17 protein-coding genes are annotated in these 22,252 nt (G+C 75.3%); 11 read left to right on the plus strand and 6 right to left on the minus strand.

Annotated features, from left to right (window positions below; genetic code table 11):
• Positions 1-319: 319 nt before the first annotated feature.
• The 4 genes from FYW99_RS12950 to FYW99_RS12965 all read left to right on the plus strand — a co-directional run bounded on the left by FYW99_RS12950 (position 320) and on the right by FYW99_RS12965 (position 5,150).
• Positions 320-1,747 carry a lactate utilization protein B gene (locus tag FYW99_RS12950; RefSeq protein ID WP_150252297.1) on the plus strand — a complete coding sequence of 476 codons (1,428 nt, stop codon included), beginning with the start codon at positions 320-322 and terminating at the stop codon, positions 1,745-1,747.
• Positions 1,744-2,385 (plus strand): LutC/YkgG family protein, encoded by a 642-nt coding sequence (locus FYW99_RS12955; protein ID WP_150252298.1) that lies wholly within the window; start codon positions 1,744-1,746, stop codon positions 2,383-2,385. Before FYW99_RS12950 ends, FYW99_RS12955 begins: the two co-directional genes overlap by 4 nt.
• 289 nt (positions 2,386-2,674) lie before the next feature.
• Positions 2,675-3,895 carry an alpha/beta hydrolase family protein gene (locus FYW99_RS12960; protein ID WP_223838970.1) on the plus strand — a complete coding sequence of 407 codons (1,221 nt, stop codon included), beginning with the start codon at positions 2,675-2,677 and terminating at the stop codon, positions 3,893-3,895.
• Between the two features lie 169 nt (positions 3,896-4,064).
• On the plus strand, positions 4,065-5,150 hold the full coding sequence (locus tag FYW99_RS12965) for a potassium channel family protein (RefSeq protein ID WP_150252300.1): 1,086 nt from the start codon (positions 4,065-4,067) through the stop codon (positions 5,148-5,150).
• A 14-nt stretch (positions 5,151-5,164) separates the two neighbouring features.
• Here the strand turns inward: FYW99_RS12965 and FYW99_RS12970 are convergent, their stop codons facing one another.
• Positions 5,165-6,679, minus strand: a complete 1,515-nt coding sequence (locus tag FYW99_RS12970) for a cytochrome P450 family protein (protein ID WP_150252301.1) — start codon at positions 6,677-6,679, stop codon at positions 5,165-5,167.
• 307 nt (positions 6,680-6,986) lie between these two features.
• Here FYW99_RS12970 and FYW99_RS12975 point away from each other — a divergent pair, with 307 nt between their 5' ends.
• The 4 genes from FYW99_RS12975 to FYW99_RS12990 all read left to right on the plus strand — a co-directional run bounded on the left by FYW99_RS12975 (position 6,987) and on the right by FYW99_RS12990 (position 12,271).
• Positions 6,987-8,309, plus strand: a complete 1,323-nt coding sequence (locus FYW99_RS12975) for a DUF2786 domain-containing protein (RefSeq protein WP_150252302.1) — start codon at positions 6,987-6,989, stop codon at positions 8,307-8,309.
• Between the two features lie 282 nt (positions 8,310-8,591).
• Positions 8,592-9,377, plus strand: coding sequence for an RNA ligase family protein (locus tag FYW99_RS12980; RefSeq protein ID WP_150252303.1), 786 nt, complete (start codon positions 8,592-8,594; stop codon positions 9,375-9,377).
• Positions 9,361-10,515 carry an AAA family ATPase gene (locus FYW99_RS12985; protein ID WP_150252304.1) on the plus strand — a complete coding sequence of 385 codons (1,155 nt, stop codon included), beginning with the start codon at positions 9,361-9,363 and terminating at the stop codon, positions 10,513-10,515. Before FYW99_RS12980 ends, FYW99_RS12985 begins: the two co-directional genes overlap by 17 nt.
• Before the next feature lie 193 nt (positions 10,516-10,708).
• Positions 10,709-12,271 (plus strand): hypothetical protein, encoded by a 1,563-nt coding sequence (locus FYW99_RS12990; RefSeq protein ID WP_150252305.1) that lies wholly within the window; start codon positions 10,709-10,711, stop codon positions 12,269-12,271.
• Between the two features lie 60 nt (positions 12,272-12,331).
• On the opposite strand, the gene FYW99_RS12995 is transcribed toward FYW99_RS12990, so the two are convergent.
• A complete protein-coding gene (locus FYW99_RS12995) occupies positions 12,332-12,817 on the minus strand; it encodes a GNAT family N-acetyltransferase (protein ID WP_150252306.1) in 486 nt (161 codons plus the stop codon).
• Between the two features lie 200 nt (positions 12,818-13,017).
• Here FYW99_RS12995 and FYW99_RS13000 point away from each other — a divergent pair, with 200 nt between their 5' ends.
• Entirely contained in the window at positions 13,018-14,994 is a 1,977-nt protein-coding gene (locus FYW99_RS13000; RefSeq protein WP_150252307.1) for a hypothetical protein, read from the plus strand.
• Positions 14,995-15,257: 263 nt separating this feature from the next.
• Here FYW99_RS13000 and FYW99_RS13005 read toward each other — a convergent pair whose 3' ends face one another.
• Positions 15,258-16,217 carry a GlxA family transcriptional regulator gene (locus FYW99_RS13005; RefSeq protein ID WP_150252308.1) on the minus strand — a complete coding sequence of 320 codons (960 nt, stop codon included), beginning with the start codon at positions 16,215-16,217 and terminating at the stop codon, positions 15,258-15,260.
• Positions 16,218-16,287: 70 nt separating this feature from the next.
• Here FYW99_RS13005 and FYW99_RS13010 point away from each other — a divergent pair, with 70 nt between their 5' ends.
• Positions 16,288-17,115 (plus strand): alpha/beta fold hydrolase, encoded by an 828-nt coding sequence (locus FYW99_RS13010; protein ID WP_150252309.1) that lies wholly within the window; start codon positions 16,288-16,290, stop codon positions 17,113-17,115.
• A gap of 183 nt (positions 17,116-17,298) precedes the next feature.
• Here FYW99_RS13010 and FYW99_RS13015 read toward each other — a convergent pair whose 3' ends face one another.
• From FYW99_RS13015 to FYW99_RS13025, 3 genes are all read right to left on the minus strand, one after another.
• Entirely contained in the window at positions 17,299-18,369 is a 1,071-nt protein-coding gene (locus FYW99_RS13015) for a class I SAM-dependent methyltransferase (protein ID WP_223838972.1), read from the minus strand.
• A 124-nt stretch (positions 18,370-18,493) separates the two neighbouring features.
• Positions 18,494-19,696, minus strand: a complete 1,203-nt coding sequence (locus FYW99_RS13020) for a CaiB/BaiF CoA transferase family protein (protein ID WP_150252310.1) — start codon at positions 19,694-19,696, stop codon at positions 18,494-18,496.
• A gap of 59 nt (positions 19,697-19,755) precedes the next feature.
• On the minus strand, positions 19,756-21,249 hold the full coding sequence (locus FYW99_RS13025) for a carboxyl transferase domain-containing protein (RefSeq protein ID WP_150252311.1): 1,494 nt from the start codon (positions 21,247-21,249) through the stop codon (positions 19,756-19,758).
• Positions 21,250-21,446: 197 nt separating this feature from the next.
• Between FYW99_RS13025 and FYW99_RS13030 the strand changes: the two genes are divergently transcribed.
• On the plus strand, positions 21,447-22,151 hold the full coding sequence (locus FYW99_RS13030; RefSeq protein ID WP_061081638.1) for a FadR/GntR family transcriptional regulator: 705 nt from the start codon (positions 21,447-21,449) through the stop codon (positions 22,149-22,151).
• Positions 22,152-22,252 lie beyond the last annotated feature (101 nt).

Consider the following 22,252-nt stretch of genomic DNA (forward strand, 5'->3'; position numbering starts at 1 on the left):
ACCCGCCGTAGGCACCGAAGGTTCCCGTACTCCGGGCGCCCGAACAAGGAAAACACCGCGCCGCAGACGTCCGTTGAGGGCGGTAGCCCGTCCCGACGCGCAGCGTCCCCAACGGGCGATGGCGGGCGACGGGAGGGCCGAAGCGAAGCGGAGGCCCAAAGAGACAAGGAGGGCGCCCACGGGGTTCTGGAGGGGTCGGAGGCGGGCTCGTGAGGAACGAGCGAACCCGCCGTAGACACCGAAGGTTCCCGTACTCCGGGCGCCCGAACACGGGCCGAAGCGAAGCGGAGGCCCAAAGAGACAAGGAGGGCGCATCCCGATGAGCGCGACGTTCCTGGGCATCCCGCCCTTTCCCGAGGCCGCCGCGGGCGCGGTCAACGACGCCCGGCTGCGGCACAACCTGCGCAGGGCCACCCACACCATCCGCGACAAGCGCGCCGCCGTCGTCGACGAACTGCACGAGGACTGGCAGCGCCTGCGCGCGGAGGGCGCCGCGGTCAAGGAGCACACCCTGCGCCACCTGGACCGCTACCTGGAACAGCTGGAGGAGTCCGTCCAACGGGCGGGCGGACGGGTGCACTGGGCCTCCGACGCCGCCGAGGCCAACGAGATCGTCACCCGGCTGGTCCGGGACACCGGCGAGACCGACGTGGTCAAGGTCAAGTCGATGGCCACCCAGGAGATCGAGCTCAACGAAGCCCTCGCCGCCGCCGGGATCACCGCCTACGAGACCGACCTGGCCGAACTGATCGTGCAGCTGGGCGAGGACCTGCCCTCGCACATCCTGGTGCCCGCCATCCACCTGGGCCGCGCCCAGATCCGCGAGATCTTCCTGGAGCAGATGGCCGAGTGGGGCGTGCCCGCGCCCCGGGGCCTGACCGACGACCCCCGGGCGCTGGCCGAGGCGGCCCGCGTGCACCTGCGCGAACGCTTCCTGCGCACCCGCACGGCCATCTCGGGGGCCAACTTCGCGGTGGCCGACAGCGGCACGCTCGTGGTGCTGGAGTCGGAGGGCAACGGGCGCATGTGCCTGACCCTGCCCCAGACGCTGATCTCCGTGGTCGGCATCGAGAAGATCGTGCCGACCTGGTCGGACCTGGAGGTGTTCCTCCAACTGCTGCCGCGCTCCTCCACCGGCGAGCGGATGAACCCCTACACCTCCACCTGGACCGGGGTGACGCCGGGCGACGGCCCCCAGGAGTTCCACCTGGTGCTGCTGGACAACGGCCGCACCGACGTGCTGGCCGACACCGTGGGCCGCCAGGCGCTGCGCTGCATCCGCTGCTCGGCGTGCCTGAACACCTGCCCGGTCTACGAGCGCACCGGCGGGCACTCCTACGGTTCGGTCTACCCGGGCCCGATCGGCGCGATCCTCACCCCGCAGCTGCGCGGGATGTCCTCGCCGGTGGACGAGGCGCTGCCCTACGCGTCGTCGCTGTGCGGGGCCTGCTACGAGGTGTGCCCGGTGGCCATCGACATCCCCGAGGTGCTGGTGCACCTGCGCGAGGAGGTCGCGGAGCGCTCCGGGCACGCGGGCGAGAGGGCCCTCATGGCGGGCGCCGAGGCGGTGCTGTCCTCCCCGCGGACGCTGGGCGCGGTCCAGCGCGCGGCGGGGCTGGGGCGCCGCGCGGTCCCGCGCCACCTGCCGGGCCTGGCGGGGGCCTGGACCGACACCCGGGACGTGCCCGACGTCCCGGCCGAGTCCTTCCGCCAGTGGTGGGACAGGCGCGGAGGGGAGGGCCGATGAGCAGCCGCGAGCGGATCCTGGCCAGGGTCAGGAGGGCACTGGCCGACGTGCCCGCCGACGAGTCGCCGGTGCGGGAGGCCGGGCGCGGCTACGCCGACAGCCACGGCGTGGGACCCGCGCTGGAGGTGCTGGAGGACCGGCTGCTGGACTACCGCGCGCTGGTGCGCCGGATCGGCGCCGACCGCGTGGCCGCCGAGGTGGCCGCCGCACTGGAGCGCCGCGGGGCGCGGCGGGTGGTCGTCCCGGCGGACGCCCCGCCGGAGTGGTTCGCGCACGCCTCCGCCGAGCGGCTGCCCGACTCCCGTGAGGAACCGCTGGCGGTCGCCGACCTCACCGGTGTGGACGGCGTGGTCACCGGATGCTCGGTGGCCGTCGCCGAGACCGGCACGATCGTCCTGGACGGCGGGCCGGGCCAGGGGCGCCGGGCCGTCACCCTGGTGCCGGACTACCACCTGTGCGTGGTGCGCGCCGACCAGGTGGTGGACGGGGTGCCGCAGGCGGTCCGGCTCCTGGACCCGTCGCGCCCGCTCACCTGGATCAGCGGTCCTTCGGCGACCAGCGACATCGAGCTGAACCGGGTGGAGGGGGTGCACGGCCCGCGCACCCTGGAGGTGCTGCTGGTGGAACCGGCGGTTTGAACCCGTTGACGGTGGCCGCCCCGTGGGCGGAGGCGCGGTCCGGCGGAAGCGGGCCCCGAGCCCGGTGGGCCGCGGCCGGGCAACGGGCGAGGGCGGACAACGGGCGGGTCCGTCGCCCGGCGGGACTGGCGCCCCGAACCCGCTGGTGGAGGCCTTCGGGGTAGGGCTGTCCCCACCCCCCTCCTCCGGGGCATCCCCGGGGAAGGGGGGTGGCCGCCCCGATGGCGCCGCGCGGGCAGCCCTTCCTAGCGTGGGCGGTGACCACGACGGCACCGAACGACGGGACACCATGCCCCCCACACCAGACCCATCACCCGCCACCTCCGTCCGCGCCCTCCGGGCCGGTACCGCCCTCGCCGCGGCCGCCGCGCTGGCGCTGCCGGTCTCCCTGGCCGCCGCCGGAACGGCCGCGGCCGACACCGGACCCTCCGGCACCGCGCCCGCCGACGCCCCCCGGGCCGCCCTGCCCGAGCCCACCGGGGACCACCCGGTGGGCCGGACGACCCTGCACCTGGTGGACGGGGAGCGCGAGGACGTGTGGGTGGGCGGGCCCCGCCAGCTGATGGTCACCCTGTGGTACCCGGCGCGGGCGGACGCGGGCCGACCCGCGCCGTACATGACCGAGGCCGAGTCCGCGGCCATGATCGCGGGGCTGGGACTGGACCTGCCCGCCGACCTCATGCACAGCGGGGTGCGCACCTCCTCCCGCCTGGACGTGCCGCCCGCGCGCACCCGCGACGGGTTCCCGCTGGTGGTGCTGTCCCCCGGTGCGGGGCACAACCGGATCGAGCTGTCCTCGCTGGCCGAGGAGCTGGCCAGCCACGGCTTCGTGGTGGCCGGGGTGGACCACGCCCACGAGGCCGCGCCCGTGGAGTTCCCCGACGGGCTGATCACCGAGTGCACCGGGTGCCAGAGCGGCGAGTGGGCCCTGGGGTCGGTCAACCGGGCCGAGGACGTCTCCTTCCTCCTGGACCGGCTCACCGGCCCCGATCCCGCGTGGCGGTGGTCACGGGTGATCGACGCGTCCCGGGTCGGGATGGCGGGGCACTCCTGGGGCGGCACGGCCACCGCCGAGACGCTGCGCTCGGAGGAGCGGGTGGACGCCGGGATCAACCTGGACGGCCCCTACTACCCGCCCGTGGTGGAGGAGGGGCTGGACAAGCCGCTGGCGCTGATCGAGAACGGCCAGGGCAACTCCTGGGACGGCGTCGAGCAGATGTGGCCGCGCCTGGAGGGGTGGCGGCAGTGGATCCGCATGGAGGGTTCGGGGCACTCCAACGGCATCGACCGGGGCGTGCTGGTGGAGCAGCTCGGTCTGTCCGGGCTCTTCACGCCCGAGCAGTGGCGGAACCTGTACGGCGACATCGGGGTCGGGCACGGCCTGGAGCTGGTGCGCACCTACGGCCTGGCGTTCTTCGACCACCACCTGCGCGGCGGGGAGCAGCCCCTGCTGGAGGACCCCGAGGCCTTCCATCCCGAGCTGGTCGTGGTCGACCCTGACGAGGGGTAGCCGCCGACTCCCGCCCGGGTCCGCCCGGCCGGGAGTCGGCGCGTCGCGTCCTCCGGCGCGCTGGAAACCGGCGTGCCGGAGGACGCGACACCCCAGGTCGGCCGCCGCGTCCCCTGGGGCGAGGGGGGACGCCGGGTGTCGGTCCCAAGGGCCGGGGTAGTCGCCTCCCATGGTTCTCGTGTCGGTTCTCGGTCTACTGCTCGCCGTACTGATCGTCTGCGACGCCGCCGTCACCGTCCTGCACCCTGACTCGGAGGGGTTGCTGGCCGGGTGGATCCGCAAGGCGGTGTGGCGTTCGACGGTGCTGGCGAGCACGCGTCTGCCGCGCACCAGGGGATGGCTGGTCAGCCTGGCCGGACCGCTGATCCTGCTGGCGACCTTCGCCGCCTGGGTCGCGCTGCTCACCCTCGGCCTGGCGCTGGCCGTGTGGCCGATGCTGGAGGAGGGGTTCAGCGCCCAGCCCGGCCTGGCCCCCCTCGGCTTCCTCGACGCGCTGTACTTCGCGGGCGGTACCGTCCCGGTCCTGGGTTACGGAGACATCACTCCGCTGTCGACCGGGGCCAAGCTGGTCTCGCTGTTCGGCGCGGCGGTCGGCTTCGCCCTGTTCACGGGCATGGCCACCTACGCCATCCAGGTCACCAGCGGTGTGTCCAAGCGCAACCAGTTCACGTTGTCGATCCACGACGAGGCACGCGGCCGGGGCGGCGTCACCATGTTTGCCGAGTCCCTGGCCCAGGAGGGCGTCGACGAGGCCCGTACGCGCTGCCGGAGCTGGACGGAGAGCCTGCGCGAGGTCGCCGAGACGGTGCACCGGTACCCGCTGGTGGCGTTCACCTACCGGTCGCGCCACGACGAGTACGATCCCGAACCCGCTCTGCACCACGTCGCCGAGGCGACGGTGGCGGCCCTCGTGGCGAGCGGGCGCGAACCCTCGCTCCGGGCGTCGGCCGAGACACTGCGCCTGGCGCTGACCCGCCTCCAGCAGACGATCGCCGCCACCTACCTGGACGACGACCTCACCCGGCGGCTGGAGGATCCCCGGCCGAACGAGCACGACCGGCAGGCCGTGCACACGGTCGAGCGCCTCCTGCGGGCCCGCCTCCACGGCCACGGATCCGGTACCGAACCCGACCCGGGGCCCGGGGAGGGCAGCCGCGCGGTGGCCGAGACGGTCTACCGCTGCCGGGTCTTCCTCGACGGCCTGCACGCGTGGGCGCGCGTCGAGACTCCCCCGCGCGAGTGGGACGCCCGCTGACCGCGGGCCCGCCGTCAGTCCCACTGCTGCCAAGCGGCGAGCAGCCGCTCCAGGGCGTCGGGCTCGGGCTCGGCGCGCTCGCGCGCGAACGGCGCCTGGTAGCGGGCCCCGGCGCCGCGCGGAACCCGGCGGGGCCGCGGGGCGGGAGCGGTCACGGACCGCTCCTCCCGTGCCCGTTCGCCGTCCTCCCCCGACAGGGGCGCCTGGTAGCGCGCCCCGCGCGGGGCGGGACCCCGTTTCCTGCGCAGACGCCGGAGCACCGGGACCGGGGCGCGCTCGCGCACCGGCTCTTCGGGCCCGACCCGCTCCCCGGTGGCGGTGAACCACACCGGCAGCTCCTCCAGGCCGTGCACGGCCAGGGACGCGCGCCAGCGCAGGGCCTCGGGCTCCACGGCCAGGACCATGCCGCGCAACCGGTCCACGGCGGTGTCGATGGCGGTGCGCGCCAGCTCGCGGGTGAGGCCGGTGGCGGGACAGCGGTGGGCGCCCGCGCCCCACGCCAGGTGGGAGCGGTCGCCCGCCAGGGCCATCGCGTCGTCGCCGCGGGACACCGAAGGGTCGGTGTGCGCGGAGGCGAACCCCAGCAGCAGCGGCTCGCCCCTGCGGACACGGACCCCGGAGAAGCGCAGGTCGGCGACCGGGTAACGCCCGGAGAGCATCCGGATCGGAGAGTCGGTCCACATCACGTAGTCGACGAAGTCCTCGGGGGTGAGGGTGCCGCCCAGGTAGGCGGTCCACACGCCCGGGTCCTCCAGCAGCCGGAGCAGGGCGTTGCCGACGAGGTGGGTGGTGGGCTCGTGCCCGGACTCCCACAACAGCGTGAGCGCCCCGACCGCCTCGTCGTCGGTGAGCCCGGAGGGGTGGGCGAGCAGCCAGCTGGCCATGTCCTGCCCCGGGGCGGCACGCTTGCGCGCGACCAGGCCCGCGAAGTAGGAGCGGACCGCGGTGGCGGCGGGACCGGCCCGGCCGGGTTCGCCGCTCCACAGCCGCGGGGCCAGGTCGGCCAGCAGGCGGCCGTAGGCGTCGGGCAGGCCGAAGAGCTCGTTGAGGACCAGGGCGGGCAGCGGGGCGGCGAACCCGCCGATGAGGTCGGCGGCGCCGTCGGCCGCGACCCGGCCGAGCAGGTGCACGGCGGCGCGTTCGACGACGGGGACCAGCCGGGGCGTGTCCACCCTGGCCAGGGTGTCGACGACGGCCGCGCGCAGCCGCCGGTGCTCCTCGCCGTCGCGGGCCAGGGCGGCGCTGCGGGCGGGCGCGGCGCCCTCGGCGCCCCACGGGCGCGGGTCGGCGGAGAAGAGGGTCTGGTCGCGCAGCGCCTGGAGGTTCTCCCGGTAGCCGAGCAGGAGCCACCCGGGCACACCCGGGCCCACCTCGACCGGGACCAGGCCGCCGTGGCGGTCGCGCAGCGCGTCCCAGGGCGTGTCGGCGCCGGTGCTGCCGTGCAGGGGGAGGGTGACCGGGCAGCGGGCACCGTCCGCCCCGGCTGACGGGGGGTCCTCGCGGCCGTCGGCCCCGGTTCCCTGGCGCATGGAGACTCCTCAGTGGCTGCGGATGCGAGGCGACGGTACGCGTCCCGTGTTTCCGCCGTGCTTCGGACAGGAAAGCTCCGCCTTTCCGGACGGGGCACCCGGTGCCACGGAGGGCCAAGACGGGATTACCCGTCACGGCGCCCAGAGGAGCCGGTGTCGCCGCACCGGTGACGTTCGTGCGCCTTCCTCCCTCCGGCCGGGGGTGTCCCCCGCCACCGCCCTTCCGGGACTCACGCCCGCCCGCCGCGGATCCGCCGGTCGGTAGGATGGCCTGCTGGTCTCGCACCACCACCGAACGGAGGACCACGTGGGGAAGAAGGGTCGCGGCCGACAGCGCGGCGGCGGTCGCCAGGCGGCCGGGCGGGGCGCCGAGTCCTGGGCCGGTCCCGCGCCCGGGGACTCCCCCGAACGGGTGGTCTCGGAGGCGGTCGACGCGCTGGTGCTCGGCCGGGAGGGCGGCGGCGTCGACCTGGCCGCCGCGCGGCTGGCCGACTCCGAGGACCCGGCGTGGGCCGGGGCGGCGGACCGCGCCGTCCGCGACGCCCTGCTGGCGGGGGTGGCCTCGGCGTGGGCGCGCGGGTGGCAGCCCGCCGAGACGGTCCGCCAGGCGGGACGCGCGCTGGACCCGGTGGCGGCCGCGGTGTGCGCCGACGCGGTGGCGGCCGACCTGGACCGCCACTCCCCCGCCGAGGTGGATCCGCGCTGGACCGCGCAGGTGCGCGAACTGGGGGCCTCCCCGTCCTGGGGCGGCACCGGGGCCTACCTGGCGCACGTGGGCGCCGAGCACGGACTGCTGCGCTTCGAGGCGGTGGAGACGGCGCTGCGGCTGCTGGCCGCGCTGCGCGTGCTGCCGCCGGTGCACCGGCTGTGCCCGCCGCCGGGGACGTTCCGTCCGCGGCCGGAGGGGGCCGCACGGACCGCGGAGGCGGTGGACCAGGGCAAGCTCGCCCGCGTGCGCGCGCTGCTGGCCAAGGCCGAGTCCACGGAGTTCCCCAGTGAGGCGGAGGCGCTGAGCGCCCGCGCGCAGGAGCTGATGGCCCGGCACAGCATCGACCGCGCCCTGCTGGCCGAGGAGCCCGGGCAGGCGTCGGAGGCGGCCTCGGGACGGCGGCTGCCGGTGGACGCCCCCTACGACGAGCACAAGGCGGTGCTGCTGCACGAGGTCGCCGAGGCCAACCACTGCCGGGCCGTGTGGGACCGGGAGCTGGGGCTGTGCACGGTGATGGGCTTCCCCGGGGACGTGGAGGCGGTGGACCTGATGTTCACGTCGCTGCTGGTGCAGGCCGAGACGGCGATGCGGGCCAGCGGTTCGGTGCGCGACCGGTCCGGCAGGGCGGCGGACAAGGCCTTCCGCGCCTCGTTCATGTCCGCGTTCGCGGTGCGGGTGGGTGAGCGGCTGGTGGAGTCGGCGCGCGCCGCCGAGGAGGCCGCCGTGGCCGAGACGGGGACGGACCTGGTTCCGGTGTTCGCCGCGCGCGAGCGCGAGGTGGAGGCGGCCGTGGCCGAGGCCTTCGGCGAGCTGACCTACTCGCGGGTGCGCGGACCCGCCAGCGAGGACGGCTGGCACGAGGGACTGGCGGCGGCCGACGCCGCGTCGCTGGGCGCGCACCGCCGCGTCGCGGACCGCTGAGCCCCACCGGGATACTGAGCCCCACCGGGATACTGGGCCCGCCGGGATGCTGAGCCCACCGGGACACCGCCGGAAGACCGCTCTCCCCTCGGGGCGGCCTCGGTGGAGCAGCCGATGCGGCGGAGCGGCGGGTAGGGCGGGGCGGCGGGTAGGGGCGGCCGACGCGGTCGGAGGGCTGACGCGACCGGGCGGTCAGCGCGGCAGGGCGCATGGTGCGGACCGACGCCTGAGACGGCGAAAACCAGTGGCCGCGCGACCGGACGAACCGGTACAACCGTGGCCATGCGCAAGTACCCGCGGACGCGGCACATCCAGGGCTCCCGCCTCCAGACGGGCGACCACGACCTGGCGGCCGTGCCCTTCTCCGCGCTGGCCGGGCGGCACCTGGTGGTGGAGGAGAAGCTGGACGGCGCCAACGCCGGGATCAGCTTCGGCCCCGGCGGTGAGCTGCGCCTCCAGAGCCGGGGCCACTACCTCACCGGCGGGCCCCGCGAGCGGCACTTCGCCCCGTTCAAGGCCTGGGCGGCGACCGTGGCGCCGCTGCTGCGGCCGCGCCTGGGCGCGCGGTACGTGCTGTACGGGGAGTGGCTGTACGCCAAGCACACCGTGTTCTACGACGCGCTGCCGCACCTGTTCTGCGAGTTCGACGTCCTGGACACCCGCGAGGACGCGTTCCTGTCCACGCCGCGCCGCCGGGAACTGCTGGAGGGCGCCCCTGTGGTGTCGGTGCCCGTGCTCCACACCGGCCCTCTGGAGCGGTTGGCGGACCTGACCCGCCTGGTGGGCTCCTCCACCTGCCGTACCCCCGGCTGGCGCGGGGCCCTGACCGAGGCGGCGGTGGCGGCGGGAGCCGACCCCGGCCGCGCCCTGGCCGAGAGCGACGGCTCCGACCTCATGGAGGGGCTCTACGTCAAGGTCGAGGAGGACGACCGCACGGTGGACCGGTACAAGTGGGTGCGCCCGGGGTTCGCCTCCGCCGTCCTGGACTCGGGCACGCACTGGCTGGACCGGCCGCTGATCGCGAACGGGCTGGCCGATCCGGAGGTGCTCTATGCGGGTGTTCGCTGAACTGTGCCCGGCGCCGCCGCGCTGGGAGCTGGACTGGGCGCGGGTGCGGGAGGCCCTCCCGTGGGTGCGCGACCTGGCCGGGGTGGAGCAGGACCCGGTGCACCACGCCGAGGGGGACGTGGAGACGCACACCCGGATGGCGTGCGAGGCACTGGCCGGGTTGCCCGCGTGGCGGTCCCGCCCCGCCGCGGAGCGGGAGCGACTGTTCGCCGCCGTACTGCTGCACGACGTCGCCAAACCGCTGTGCACCCGCCGTGAGGAGGACGGCCGGGTCACCGCGCACGGCCACTCGCGGCGCGGGGACCTCCTGGCGCGGCGGCTGCTGTGGGAGGCCGCGGCCGCGCCCGGGGCCGCCGCCTCGCCGCTGGAGGCGGTGCGGTGGCGCGAGCACGTGGCGGCCCTGGTGCGCCACCACCAGGTGCCGTTCTGGGCGCTGGAGCGCCCGGATCTGCGCCGCATCGCGTTCCGGGTGAGCCTGGTGGCGCGCAACGACGACCTGGTGCTCCTGGCCACCGCCGACATCCTGGGCCGCCGCTGCGGCGACACCGCGGAGGTCCTGGAGAACGTCGGGCTGTACGGCGAGTACTGCCAGGAGCAGCGGTGCCTGGACCGGCCGAGGAAGTTCCCCTCCGACCACGCCCGGTTCTGGTTCTTCCGCAAACCCGACCGCGACCCGGACTACGCCGCCCACGACGACACCCGGATGACGGTGACCGTCATGTCGGGGCTGCCGGGTGCGGGCAAGGACACCTGGATCGCGCGTGAGCGGCCGGGCGTGCCGGTGGTGAGCCTGGACGCGCTGCGCGCCGAGCTGGGCGTGCGCCCGACCGCCGACCAGCGCCCGGTGGCGGCGGCCGCGTACGCGCGCGCACGCGAGCACCTGCGCGCGGGGCGGTCGTTCGTGTGGAACGCCACCAACGTCTCGCGGTCGCTGCGCGACCAGTGCGTGGATCTGGCGGCCGCCTACCGGGCGCGCGTGGAGATCGTCTCCGTCGAGGCCCCGCCCCGGGTGCTGCGGGACCGCCTGGACCGCAGGCGGGCGCCGGTCCCGGCCGCCGCCGTGGAGCGCCTGGTGCGGCGCTGGGAGTGCCCGGACCCGACCGAGGCGCACCGGCTCGTCCGGTGGACCAGCGCCTGAACGCCCGGCTACGCCTCCGCCGGGCCGGATGCCGGGCCCCGCGGATCCGAGAGGCCGCGGGTCCGTGCTTCCGCACGCGGAGACGGTCTCCTCCTGGGACGGGAGCGATTTCGGCGTTTTCCCTCGCGGGCCCGCACGCCGCGGCTAGCCTGATGCCGTTTCAGCGACTCGCGGCACTTTGGGTGGTGTGGCAATGACTGAGCGCGTCTACTCCGCCGTGCGCGCGTGTCTGGACTGGGCCGGGACGGTCGAACCACGTCCCGTCCTGGACACCGACAGCCTGCTCTTCCTGCTGACCGCCCACCTGGACGCCGGCGCGCCCGACCCCGGGGACTGGTCCACCGCCGACGTCCACGACATCGCCCGTACCGTCCGGGGCTGGGACCGGGTGCCCGACAACCTCAGGGACACCTGGCTGACCTGGTGCGACTTCCTGGTCGACCAGGGTCGGCTGCTGTCCGCGGAGAGCCCGCGCCGCCTGCGCGCCGCCATCGCCACGGTCGACCTCGCCCCCGGCGGTCCGCCGACGCCCGAGGACCGGGCCGAGGGGGCCGTCCTGCTGCTCCTGGACCGGCTCGGCGTCGGCGCGGACGGCGGGCCCGAGGCGCTGCCGACGGTCGTCCCGGCGGAACCGGCCGACCTGGACGCGGCGGCGCGCCGGTGCCGCCCCCTGTCCGACGCCGCGCGGCTGGCGGCATGGGCGGGCGGGGGCAGGCCCCTGCGCGCCGGGGGAGGCGACGCCTTCACCCCGGACGACGCCGCCGGGGCGGCCGCCGACCTGGGGGTCGCTCCCGGGAGGATACCCGCGCTGTTCGCCGTGGCCAGGGACGCGGGGCTGCTGCGCACCACCTACACCCGGGTGCTGCCGGGCCGGGCGGCGCGGAACTGGTGGGACGGTGTGCCGGGGACGGCCGCCAACGCCTGGGCCGACGCCCTGCTGACCATGACCGACCTGCGCGGGGTCACGGCGTTCCTGCTGCTCACCGATCTGTTCGCGCACGGGGACTCACGCACGCCCGAGCAGCTGGTGGCCGTGTACGGGCCCGGGATCGCCCTGCGCGGGGAGGACCCCGTGGAACACGTGCGCCAGGTGCTGGAGGCCCTGGACGGCCTCGGCGCGGTCCGCGGGGTCGGCGGCGGCCGGTTCCGCGTCACCGGTCTGGGCGACCACTTCATGGTGCGCCAGCTGCGCCAGTCGGGCGCCGACGTCGCGGTGGCCCCGCCCGTGTCCGGGATGGACGCCGAGCGGGTGCTCGCCCTGGTGGAGCGGGGCCGCCCGGTGGACGCCGAGGGCCTGCTGGAGCGGTGGGTGGCCGCCCGCGGCACCGAGAGCGCGGTGTGCGGCCTGTTGGAGGCCTGCGACGCCCCCGGTTCCTGGCGCCTGCGGGAGCGGGTGGCCCGGGTGCTCGCCGGGCTGGACGAGGACCTGGGTCCGGTGCTGGGGCTGTACGTGCACCACCCCGTCCTGGGCGGGTGGGCCCGGCGGCTGCGCGGCGGGGTCGCCGGGACGGCCACGTCCCACCAGGAGGTCTGGGCGGTGCTGGACGACTACGCGATCCTGCTGGAGGGCGGCGGGCCCCTTCCCCGCCGGGACCGGGACAGGTACGCCGGGTGCGCGGAGGGGTTCGTCCGCGCCGTGTGGCTGACGGGCCACCCGGCCTCGGACACCGTGCTGGACCTGCTGGCGGAGGGGGCGCTGGGCGCGCCCCTGGCCGAGGCCGCGCGGCGGGTGCGCCCCGCCCCGGTCACCCCCTGAGCGGTCTTCCCCGCCCCGCCCCCGCCCCTGCCCGGGGCGGGAGAGCGGGCGTGCGCGGCCTCAGGCCTTGACGACCAGTTGGTAGGCGAGCATCTCGACGCCGGGCACCGGAGCCCAGTCGCGCTCGGGCACCCGCTCGAAACCGCGGGCGCGGTAGACGTACTGGGCCGCGATCATCTCGGGCAGCGTGGACAACAGCAGCCGGGACACCCCCTCCTCGCGGGCTCGGTCGACGAGCGCGTTGACCAGGTCGCGCCCCACGCCGCGCCCCCGCGCCTCGGGAGCGACGGCGAAGGCACGGATCTCGGCCTCGTCGGCGTTGCGGGCGACCTCGCTCTCCGGCGACCAGGGCTCGAACATGGCCGTCCCCAGGAGCCGGTCCTCGTCGGCGGCGACCAGGATCTCGCCGCGGCCGTCCGTCCCCAGGAGCCGGAGCGTCTCGACGTAGGCCGGGTTCACATCCAGGAGGCCATCGGCCGTGTAGGCCGTCACGCGCAGCTCACTGACGGCGTTCATCTCATCGGGAAGTACTCGACGCACGATCATGGACGTCATTCAACATGATGGGAGGGCTCCCCACCGTTGATCGCCGCACCACCCGGAGCGTCGAAAACGTCACCGTGAGTGACTCTTTACGGAGGTTTATCCCCCGCCCGGGACACGCCGAACGTCCTGGACGGAGTTGTCCACAGCCCTCCGGCGGCGCGGCCGCGATCGTGCCACCCTTCTGGTGAGGGGAGGCGCTCATGCCCGACCACACCGCCGGGGAACCCGTTCCGATACCGACCGTCCGCGTCTTCAGCGACTCCGCGGCGCTGGCCGCGGGAGGATGTCCGGCGCACCGCCGGATCAGCGCCGACCTGTCCCTCGGTGCGGATCCGCCGTCGCACGACACACCCGGGGCGCTTCTGGACGCCGTCCTGGACCTGGTCGAGCACGCGGGCATGGCGCTGGAGGAGGCCTGCGCGCGCCTGCCCGCGTTGGGAGGGCCGGGCCGCGTCCTCCCCGGCGGGCGGCTCGCGCCGCCGCACGCGGGGCTGCTGGTCTGGGTCCGGCACGCCGCGCGGTGCTACCTGGAGGCCCTGGCCGGGGACGGCGGACGCGGCGGCCTCCGCCGAGCGCCGGTGTTCGACTTCTGGGTCCGCCAGTACCTGCCCGTACCCGGGTCCCCGAACTCCCGCCCCTACGAGGTGTGCGCCCGGGGCCGCAGGTACACCTACGCGCGGGGACCGGACCGGGTACGGGAGCTGCGCATCCCCGTCACGGGCGCGGCCGGGGAGGGGGCCCGCTCCCGGGCGGAGGTGGCGGTGGCCGCGTACGTGCTCGCCACCGGGACGCCGGTGGACCGCGACGCCTGCGCGGCGCGTCCCGAACGGTACCGGAGCGGTACCCCCTATCCGATGCGCGGGCACCGCGGCGGCGCCGACGCCCGGCCGCCGGACCGGGTGCGCGTGGTGGAGGCCTCCTGCCTGGACTCCTCCACCGCCGTCCTCTACGACGGTCCGGCCGCCGAGGCCGGGGAGGCCTTCGCCTCGGCGGGCCGTGAGGGGCTGCGCTCGGCCCTGGTGGGCGGGGCCCGCTCCCCCGGCGGGGACTGCCTGGCCTGCGCGGGGCGCTGCGGCTGCGGTCGGCTGCCGCGCGCGCCGGGGCTGCTCGGCCCGCACGGCGGTCCGCGGCCCCGGCGGTCCTGGTCGGTCTCCCTGGGGCTGCGCCACCGGAGCTGTCCCGCCCGGGCGCACTTCCACGCCCTGGGCCTGCCCGCGGATCCCGGTGCCGAACCGGCGCCGCTGCGGCGCGACCGCGCCGTGCGCGCCTGGCTGGAGCGGCTGCACCGGCGCCTGCCCCGACGGCCCTGCACGACCGGGGACCTGCCCGGGGACCGCTCGTCCTGGTCCGCCGGAGGGCGGCGGCTGGAGGGTGGGCAGGCCCGTCGGGGAGCCGCCATGATCGCCGCGCACGTCGGGGTCTGCCCGCTGCGCGGGCTGGCCTCGGGCAGCCACGTGCGGGTGGGCCACACACTGGCCGCCGACGACACGCTGGCCGACGTCCTGGTCCTGGCCAGGGCCGAGGTGCTCCACCACCGGGGCCGGTCCTGGGTCTACCGCACCGTCACCACGACCGACGACGCGCCGACCCCGGCAGGGGGCAGGCCCGTTCCGGCGGAGGGCCCGCCCTCCCCAGGCGAGGAACCGCCGTCCCGGGGCGACGGCACGCCCGATCCGGGCGGGGGTGCTGCGCCCGCTTCAGGCCGGGGCGCGCCCTTGCCGGACGGGGGCTGGCCCGCCCCGGGCAGGGACGCGCTCTCCGGAGACGAGGAGGCCCTGCTCGCCGCGGAGCCCCGGCTGGCCCTGGCGGTGGGGCTCTTCGCCTGCGGCGCCCTGCCCGCGGGCCCGGACTCGGCGGTGGAACTGGAGGTCCTCAGCCGCCGGGGCGCGTCTGTACTGTCGCTGGATCCCGGGTCGGCACGGGTTCGGACCGCGGCCAGGCGGGTGGTGCACGAACTCGCCGGACCCTGGTACGGCGACGCCTCCCACCCGCCGACACCGGGCGAGGCCTGCCGGGACTGCCCCTACCGGCGCTGGTGCCCGGCGACCGACGCCCTCGGCGTCCTCCACGACCCGGGCGTACGGTCCCTGGACCGGCACGGCGGCCCCGGGACCGGGCCCGTACGCGACCCTCCCTCAGACCAGGCCGCCGGTTCGCCCTCCTCGGCGAAGCGGTAGGCGCTGGCCTGGAGGTCCCGCGGCTCCCGGTACAGCCCGTCGGCGGCCAGCAGTTCGGCGTGGTCGCCCCGCTCCGCCACCCGGCCCCGGTCGAGCACGACGATGTGGAAGGAGAAGCAGGCGTGCTCGGCGCGCGTCCAGGGCTGTCTACCCCTGCTGAGCATCCGTCCGGGTCAGACGACACCCCTACCTCCGGGCACGTTCGGCACGATGCCGGTCGGTCGGGTAGCCCGAGGAGACCTCAGCCCAGGGCTCCGCGACCGTCAGGTTTGGCCAAAGGCGCGCCGGTAGGCGCCGGGTGTGGTGCCGAGATGTGCCCGGAAGCGGCGGCGCAGGTTGACTGCCGAGGTGAGTCCGACGCGGGTGGCGACAGCTTCAACCGGCAGGTCGGTCTGTTCCAGCAGTGCCCGTGCCGCGTTGATGCGTTGGCCGAGCAGCCACTGTCCCGGGCTGGTCCCGAGTTGGTCGGCGAACCGCCGGGCGAGGGTCCGGCTGGAGAGCCCGGCGCGTTCGGAGAGTCGGTCGAGGGTCAGTCGGGCGTCGAGCCGGGAGGTGGCCCATTCCAGCAGGGGCGCCAACGACTCGTCCGACTTAGGCGGTACGGGTCGTGCGGACTGTGTGGCGTACTGGAGCTGGCTGCCTTCCCGGTGCGGCGGCAGGACCATGTTTCTGGCGATCTGCGCGGCGTATGCCGCACCGTGGTCGGAACGTACCAAGTGCAGGCACAGGTCGATGCCCGCGCCGGTTCCGGCGCTCGTGGCCACGTCGCCGTGGTCCACGAAGAGCACGTCCTGGTCTAGCTGTACCTCGGGGAAGGCAGCAGCGAGTCGGGCGGTGTCGCGCCAGTGGGTGGTGGCGCGGCGTCCGTCGAGCAGTCCGGCCTGGGCGAGGACGAACGCTCCCGTGCAGATGGCGACGATCCTCGCCCCGCGCCGGTGGGCGGCCCGCAACGCCGCGGTGACGGCTGGTGGCGTGGGAGTGCCGGGAGGCTGCCAGCCGGGGACGATCACGGTGTCCGCCTGCTTCAGGGCCTCAAGGCCGGCCTCGACGACCATCGGGTAACCGGCGGTGGTCTGCAGAGGGCCGGGGTGCTCGGCGCAGATCCGGAAGCTGTATCGGGGCGGCTCGCCGTGCGGGGCAGTGCCGAAGACCTCGGTGGCGCAGGAGAGTTCGAAGGGCGATTGGGGCGGATGGAGCAGGGCCACCACCCGGTGAGGACGCATGGCAGGATTGTACCCTCAGGTGTCTTTCTGGACTCTCAGCCGAACGACCCGCACGGGACACGATGGGCTCATGAGCGAAACCACCAGAACGACAGTGCTGAGAACCGCAGTCCAGGTCGACGGCGAACCGGCGAGCTACTTGACCGCGGGACGGCATGACGCCCCGCCCGTGCTGATGCTGCACGGCACGTACTGGAGCCGTGTCTGGCTCCCCGTGCTCGACCACCTCGCCGACGCGGGGCTGCGGCCCCTCGCGGTCGACCTCCCCGGCCTGGGGCGCTCGGGGGGCCGACTCACCCCGGAAACGGCCACGGTTCCGGCCCTCGCCGACTGGGTGACGCGATTCGCCTCCGCGCTGAACCTCTCCGGCCCCGTCGCCCTGGCAGGTCACGACATCGGCGGCGCCGTCGCCCAGCACATCCTTGCCCACAACCGGCTCGACGTGTCCCGGCTGGCCTTGGTCAACTCGGTGCTTTACGACTCCTGGCCCGCGCCCCACGTGGCCCGGTTCCGGGACGGGGACACGGGCGAGGGCGTGCTCGCCGCCCGTCGGCAGGCGGTTACGAGGGTGTTGGCCGGTGCCGCCACCGAGTCGTTGATCGCGGACTACGTGGACCCGTGGACCGGTGAGGGGGTGCGCCGCTCCTGGATGGCCCTGGCGGGCGCGGCCGACAACCGCTACACCCTCGACCTCGTTCCCGCGCTGCAGCGGTCCACGACGCCCAAACTGCTGGTCTGGGGCGAAGACGACCTCCACGAGACGGTGGAATACGCCGAACGGTTCGCCTCGGAGATGCCCCGCACCACGCTCATCCGCATCCCGAACGCGGATCACATCCCCACGGAGAATGCTCCCGACCAGATCGGCCGCGCGCTCACCGATTTCTTCACGGCGTAGAGGTATCACGACCGCTCGCCCTTGGTCGGCCTGGCTGTGACGGTGTGGTTCACACCGTCACAGCCAGGCTGGAGACGACACCGCCACCTCCAGGCGCGTTGGTCACGGTCCTGCTCTACAGGCGCATCGGCTCACGACGCCGGTCGACGCGACGAGTGTCCGTCACCGAGCGGGCGAGGGGATTCACAGTCGTCGGACGCGCAGCACGCTGGTCAGCAGCGGGAGGGTGAACTCGCCGTGGGCGGTCTCCGGCCGGCTCGCGAGGAACGCGCGGATACGGTCCAGCGTGGCCGCTCGTTCCTGTTCCGGCATGACCAGCATCCCCGCGCGCGTCGCGAGGGTCGCGAGGGTCGCGACCAGGGAGTCGGCGGTGCGGCGCTGACCGTGCGGGAACCCGGCCTGCTCCGGTGAGCCGAACCGGGCTGCCCCGCCGGTCTCCGGAAGGTGCATGTCGGCCGTTTCCGCGCGCCAGCTGGTGGGCGTGTCACGCGGGCCGATGGCCGCGCTCCCGCTGATCCGTGCGAGCCCGGCCACCCACTCGACGTGGTCGTCCATGACGTTCCACAGGCCGGCCAGGACGCCGCCGGGTGCGAGGACCCTGGCGATCTCGGGTCCCGCGACGGCCATGTCGAACCAGTGCATGGCGTTGCCGGCCAGCACGGCGTCGACGGAGGCGTCCGGCAGCGGTATCGCCTCGGCGCTACCCGACAGGGCGCGGACGGCCGGCAGCGAGCGGCGCAGCTCGGCCAGCATGGCCGGGTCGGGCTCGACCGCGATGACGTCGGCCCCCAGCGCGACCAGTGTGGCGGTCAGCTTGCCGGTACCGGCGCCGAGGTCGAGTACGCGCGGCCCGGATGCGGGTTCGAGCGCCCAGTCCGCCGCGGCGTGCGCGTAGTCCGGGCGGTGTTCGGCGTATGCGGCGGCCGCGGCGCCGAACGACGAGGAGTGGAGCAGCCGTTCGTCCTGGTCCATCTGTTCCCTATCCGTGTCGATGGCCGAGCCGGTGGAGCTGTCGCTGCACGACCAGGCCAGGGGGCGGATCCACCAGCGCGGAACCTGCCAGAGCAAGGGCAGGGCCGGGACGGAGCCCCGTCCCGGCCCACTGTAGGGCCCAGGGGCACCGGCGGGCTGGTACGTCACCTGCCGCTCGCAGCCCAGGGCGCCAAGGTCGACGATGCGGCGGTCAACCTGCCGCGTGGCGGGAACGCCCGGCACAGTGTGCGGGCGGTCGGCGAAGGACAGCGGCACGGACACGCGCCGACAGCGGTTCCGCCCCGGCCGCGAACACCACGGGGGCCACGACACCGGACGGCCGCGCCGGGGCCCGAGGGCTCCGGCGCGGCCGTCCGCATGGCTGTCGTGGTGGTCGGTGCACGGGCTACCCGGCCGGTCGCGCCTCGACCTCGTCGAGCCAGGCCCGCACAGCGTCGTTGTGCTCGCCCAGGGCGGGCGGCGGCAGGTGGCCCGCCCCCGGGGGCTGCGGCGCCTCCTCTGCCACGGGGTCGAAGCGCAGCGCGGACCCCGGCAGCTCGATCGGACCGAGCACCGGGTGCTCCACCTCCAGCAGCAGCCCCTGGGAGCGCGTCTGCTCCCACTCGTAGACCTGGTCGATGGTGCGCACCGCCCCGCAGGGCACCCCCACCTCACCGATCCGGCGCAGCCACTCGTCGCGCGTGCCCTGGCCCAGCACCGCCTCCACCTCGGCGATCAGCTCCTCGCGGTGCTCCACCCGGGAGGCGTTGTCGCCGAACCTGGGGTCGCGGGGGTCCAGGCCGAGCAGTCCGGCGAAGCGCTCCCACTGCGCCTCGCCGCCCACCGCCACCTGGAGCATGCCGTCCATGCAGGCGAAGGCTCCGTAGGGGGCGATGGAGGGGTGCTGGTTGCCCAGGGCGGCGGGCACCTCGCGCCCGACCGTCCACCGGGTCCCCTGGAAGGCGTGCACGCCCACGATCGAGGACAGCAGCGAGGTGCGCACCACCCGGCCGCGCCCGGTGCGCTCCCGCTCCAGGAGTGCGGCGAGCACGCCCTGGGCGCCGTTCATCCCCGCCAGCAGGTCGCCGATGGCCACGCCCGTCTTGGTCGGTTCCTTGGGCGAGGGACCGGTCAGGCTCATCAGACCGGCCTCGCCCTGGGCGATCTGGTCGTAGCCCGCCCGTCCGCCCTCGGGGCCGTCGTGGCCGAACCCGCTGATGGAGCAGACCACCAGGCGGGGGTTGAGCTCCTCCAGGCGGCTGGCGGGGAACCCGAGCCGGTCCAGGACTCCGGGGCGGAAGTTCTCCACCAGGACGTCGGCGGCGCGCACGAGCCGGGTCAGCTGCTCCACGCCGTCGTCGGACTTCAGGTCCAGTTCGATGGACTCCTTGTTGCGGTTGCAGGACAGGAAGTAGGTGCTGATGCGCTCCTCCTCCGGTCCGACGAACGGCGGGCCCCACCCGCGCGTCTCGTCTCCCCTGCCGGGCTGCTCGACCTTGATCACCCGCGCGCCGAGGTCTCCCAGCAGCATGGCCGCGTGCGGTCCGGCCAGCGCCCGTGACAGATCGATGACCACGATCCCCTTGAGCGGCCCTTGCGAGCGGTCCACGTTCCCTACCTCCTGGTGCTTGGTACTGATCTGGTGTTGGTGATCCGGGTGGTGCGCGCTCAGCCCGCGGCGCACAGGCGGCGGTAGCGCGCGGCGCGTCCGGCGGGCGGTTCGGCGGCCCCGTGCGGCTGTACCGCCGCGAGTTCGCGGGCGATCGCCTCGCCCATGCGCGCGCAGAACGCGTCGTCCTCGTCGGCCGCGTCGCCGAGCTCGGGGACCACACGGTCCACGAGTCCGCGGGCGCGCAGGTCGGCGGAGCCGATGCCCTGGGTCTCGGCCAGCTCCCCGGCGCGATCGGGGGTGCGGTGGACGATCGCGCTGGCCCCCTCGGGCGGCAGCGGGGCGAGCCAGGCGTGTTGGGCGCACAGGACGCGGTCGGCGGGCAGGAGGGCGATCGCGCCTCCGCCGGTGCCCTCCCCCAGCAGGACCGAGACCGTGGGGGCGGCCAGGGAGGTCATCTCGGCCAGGCAGCGGGCGATCTGACCGGCCGTCCCCCGCTCCTCGGCCTCCGCGGAGAGCGCGGCGCCGGGGGTGTCGATGACGGTGACCAGGGGCAGCCGCAGTTCGGCGGCCAGGCGCATGCCCCGGCGGGCCTCGCGCAGCGCGTCCGGCCCCATGGGCTGTTCGGCGCTCTGGCGGGAGCGGTCCTGGCCGACCAGGACGCAGGGCCTGCCGCCGAACCGGGCCAGCGCGGTGACCAGGGCGGGAGAGGCCTCGCCCTCGCCGCTGCCGCGGAGGCGCACCACGTGGCTGGCCGCGTGGCGGAGCAGTTCGCGCACACCCGGGCGCTCCTTGCGGCGGGAGCGGGTCACCGAGTCCCAGACGGGGGTGCGGGAGTCGGGTTCGGCGAACGGCGGCGGGGGCGTGGCGGCGGCCGGGCGGTCGAGCAGGACGTCGAGGGCGAGTCCTGCGGCGTCCCTGACCTGATCGGGGGCCAGGACGGCGTCGACGAGGCCGTGCCGCTGGAGGTTCTCCGCGCGCTGGACGCCCTCGGGGAACGGTGTGCCGTGCAGCGCCTCGTAGACGCGGGGGCCCAGGAAGCCGACGAGCGCTCCGGGCTCGGCGGCGGTGAGGTGGCCGAGCGATCCCCACGAGGCCAGGACGCCCCCGGTGGTGGGGTGGCGCAGGTAGACGAGGTAGGGCAGTCCGGCGGCCTTGTGCGCGGTGACGGCGGCGGTGATCGCCGCCATGGCCACGAAGGCGGGGGTGCCCTCCTGCATGCGGGTGCCGCCCGAGGCCGGGGCGGCGAGCAGGGGGAGCCGCTCGGCGGTGGCGCGTTCGACGGCGGCGACGATGCGCCCGGCTGCGGCGAGCCCCACGGACCCGGCGAGGAAGCCGAACTCGCTGACCACGACGGCGACGCGGTGGCCGTGCAGCCGCCCCTCCCCCGTCAGGACCGCCTCGTCGCACCCGGTGGCGGCCCGCGCCCGGGCGAGCGCGTCGGCGTAGGCGGGGTCGGGGTCCACGTCCAGGGGCGCCTCGTCCCAGGAGACGTGGGATCCCGCGTCGAGTGTGCGGTCCACAAGCTCCCGGGCGGTGTCGCGGATCTCCACAGCAACCTCCAAATGGTTCAGTGGCTAGGCCACTAGGCCTCACGTCAGGGTGGCACGAAACCACACGTTTTGTGAAGTCCCCGTCGCACCCGACCGCGGAGACGTCCACCGAGCCGGCCCCGAGAGCCCGTCGGCCGGATGCTCTAGCCTGGAAGTCCCTCACCGCAGTCAGATCCGAGGATCAGGAGCCAGCGAGCGTGCCTACCAAGCCCCGACCCCGGCCCCCGGCGCGCCCGCGCCTGTACGAGCAGCTCGTGGAGCGCCTCGTGGAACACATGCGGGACGCCGGTCTGGGCGTGGGCGACCGGCTCCCGCCCGAGCGCGAGCTGGCCGTCGCGCTGGAGGTGAGCCGGGCCTCGGTGAGCCAGGCGCTGGTGGCGCTGGAGGTGCAGGGGGTCATCGAGGTGCGGCACGGGGACGGCGCGATCATCCGCCAGACCGTCTCCGAGCAGGGGGTCCTCGCCCTTCTGCGCGACCGGGCCAACCGGCGCGCGGAGATCATCGAGGCCCGGCAGGCGCTGGAGGTCAAGCTGACGGAGCTGGCCGCCGCGCGCCGCACACCCGAGGACCTGGCCGCGATCGACGCCGCCCTGGACCTGATGCGCCAGGAGGTGGCCAACGGCGACCGCGGGGTCACCGGCGACGAGCGCTTCCACGCGGCGATCACCACCGCCGCGCGCTCGCGCCTGCTGGCGCGGATGATGAACGAGATCGCCCCGATGATCCGGGAGACCCGCCTGGAGTCGCTGTCGCAGCCGGACCGTCCCCGGGCCTCGCTCGACGGGCACGAGCGCATCGCCTCGGCCATCCGCTCGGGCGACCCCAAGGCGGCGGCCGACGCGATGCGCGACCACCTCGTGCTGGTCTCCGCCGTCAACGGGGACGCCCCGGTCACTCCCTGAACTGGCCCAGTGGGTCACAGGTCAGGCCTTCGAACCGGCCAAGTGCCCTGCCCCGGCTGTTGGGCCGGGGCAGGGCGACGGGAACGGGTGTCGGTACGCGC

Source organism: Nocardiopsis deserti, assembly GCF_008638355.1.
Lineage (GTDB): Bacteria > Actinomycetota > Actinomycetes > Streptosporangiales > Streptosporangiaceae > Nocardiopsis > Nocardiopsis alborubida.

Bases quoted from the DNA above. Each gene is read 5' to 3' on its own strand.
- FYW99_RS12955 (WP_150252298.1), top strand. From the start codon at position 1,744: ATGAGCAGCCGCGAGCGGATCCTGGCCAGGGTCAGGAGGGCACTGGCC.
- FYW99_RS12950 (WP_150252297.1), top strand. From the start codon at position 320: ATGAGCGCGACGTTCCTGGGCATCCCGCCCTTTCCCGAGGCCGCCGCG.
- FYW99_RS12980 (WP_150252303.1), top strand. From the start codon at position 8,592: ATGCGCAAGTACCCGCGGACGCGGCACATCCAGGGCTCCCGCCTCCAG.
- FYW99_RS12985 (WP_150252304.1), top strand. From the start codon at position 9,361: ATGCGGGTGTTCGCTGAACTGTGCCCGGCGCCGCCGCGCTGGGAGCTG.
- FYW99_RS12995 (WP_150252306.1), bottom strand. From the start codon at position 12,817: ATGATCGTGCGTCGAGTACTTCCCGATGAGATGAACGCCGTCAGTGAG.
- FYW99_RS13010 (WP_150252309.1), top strand. From the start codon at position 16,288: ATGAGCGAAACCACCAGAACGACAGTGCTGAGAACCGCAGTCCAGGTC.
- FYW99_RS12965 (WP_150252300.1), top strand. From the start codon at position 4,065: ATGGTTCTCGTGTCGGTTCTCGGTCTACTGCTCGCCGTACTGATCGTC.
- FYW99_RS13000 (WP_150252307.1), top strand. From the start codon at position 13,018: ATGCCCGACCACACCGCCGGGGAACCCGTTCCGATACCGACCGTCCGC.
- FYW99_RS12960 (WP_223838970.1), top strand. From the start codon at position 2,675: ATGCCCCCCACACCAGACCCATCACCCGCCACCTCCGTCCGCGCCCTC.
- FYW99_RS12970 (WP_150252301.1), bottom strand. From the start codon at position 6,679: ATGCGCCAGGGAACCGGGGCCGACGGCCGCGAGGACCCCCCGTCAGCC.
- FYW99_RS12990 (WP_150252305.1), top strand. From the start codon at position 10,709: ATGACTGAGCGCGTCTACTCCGCCGTGCGCGCGTGTCTGGACTGGGCC.
- FYW99_RS13005 (WP_150252308.1), bottom strand. From the start codon at position 16,217: ATGCGTCCTCACCGGGTGGTGGCCCTGCTCCATCCGCCCCAATCGCCC.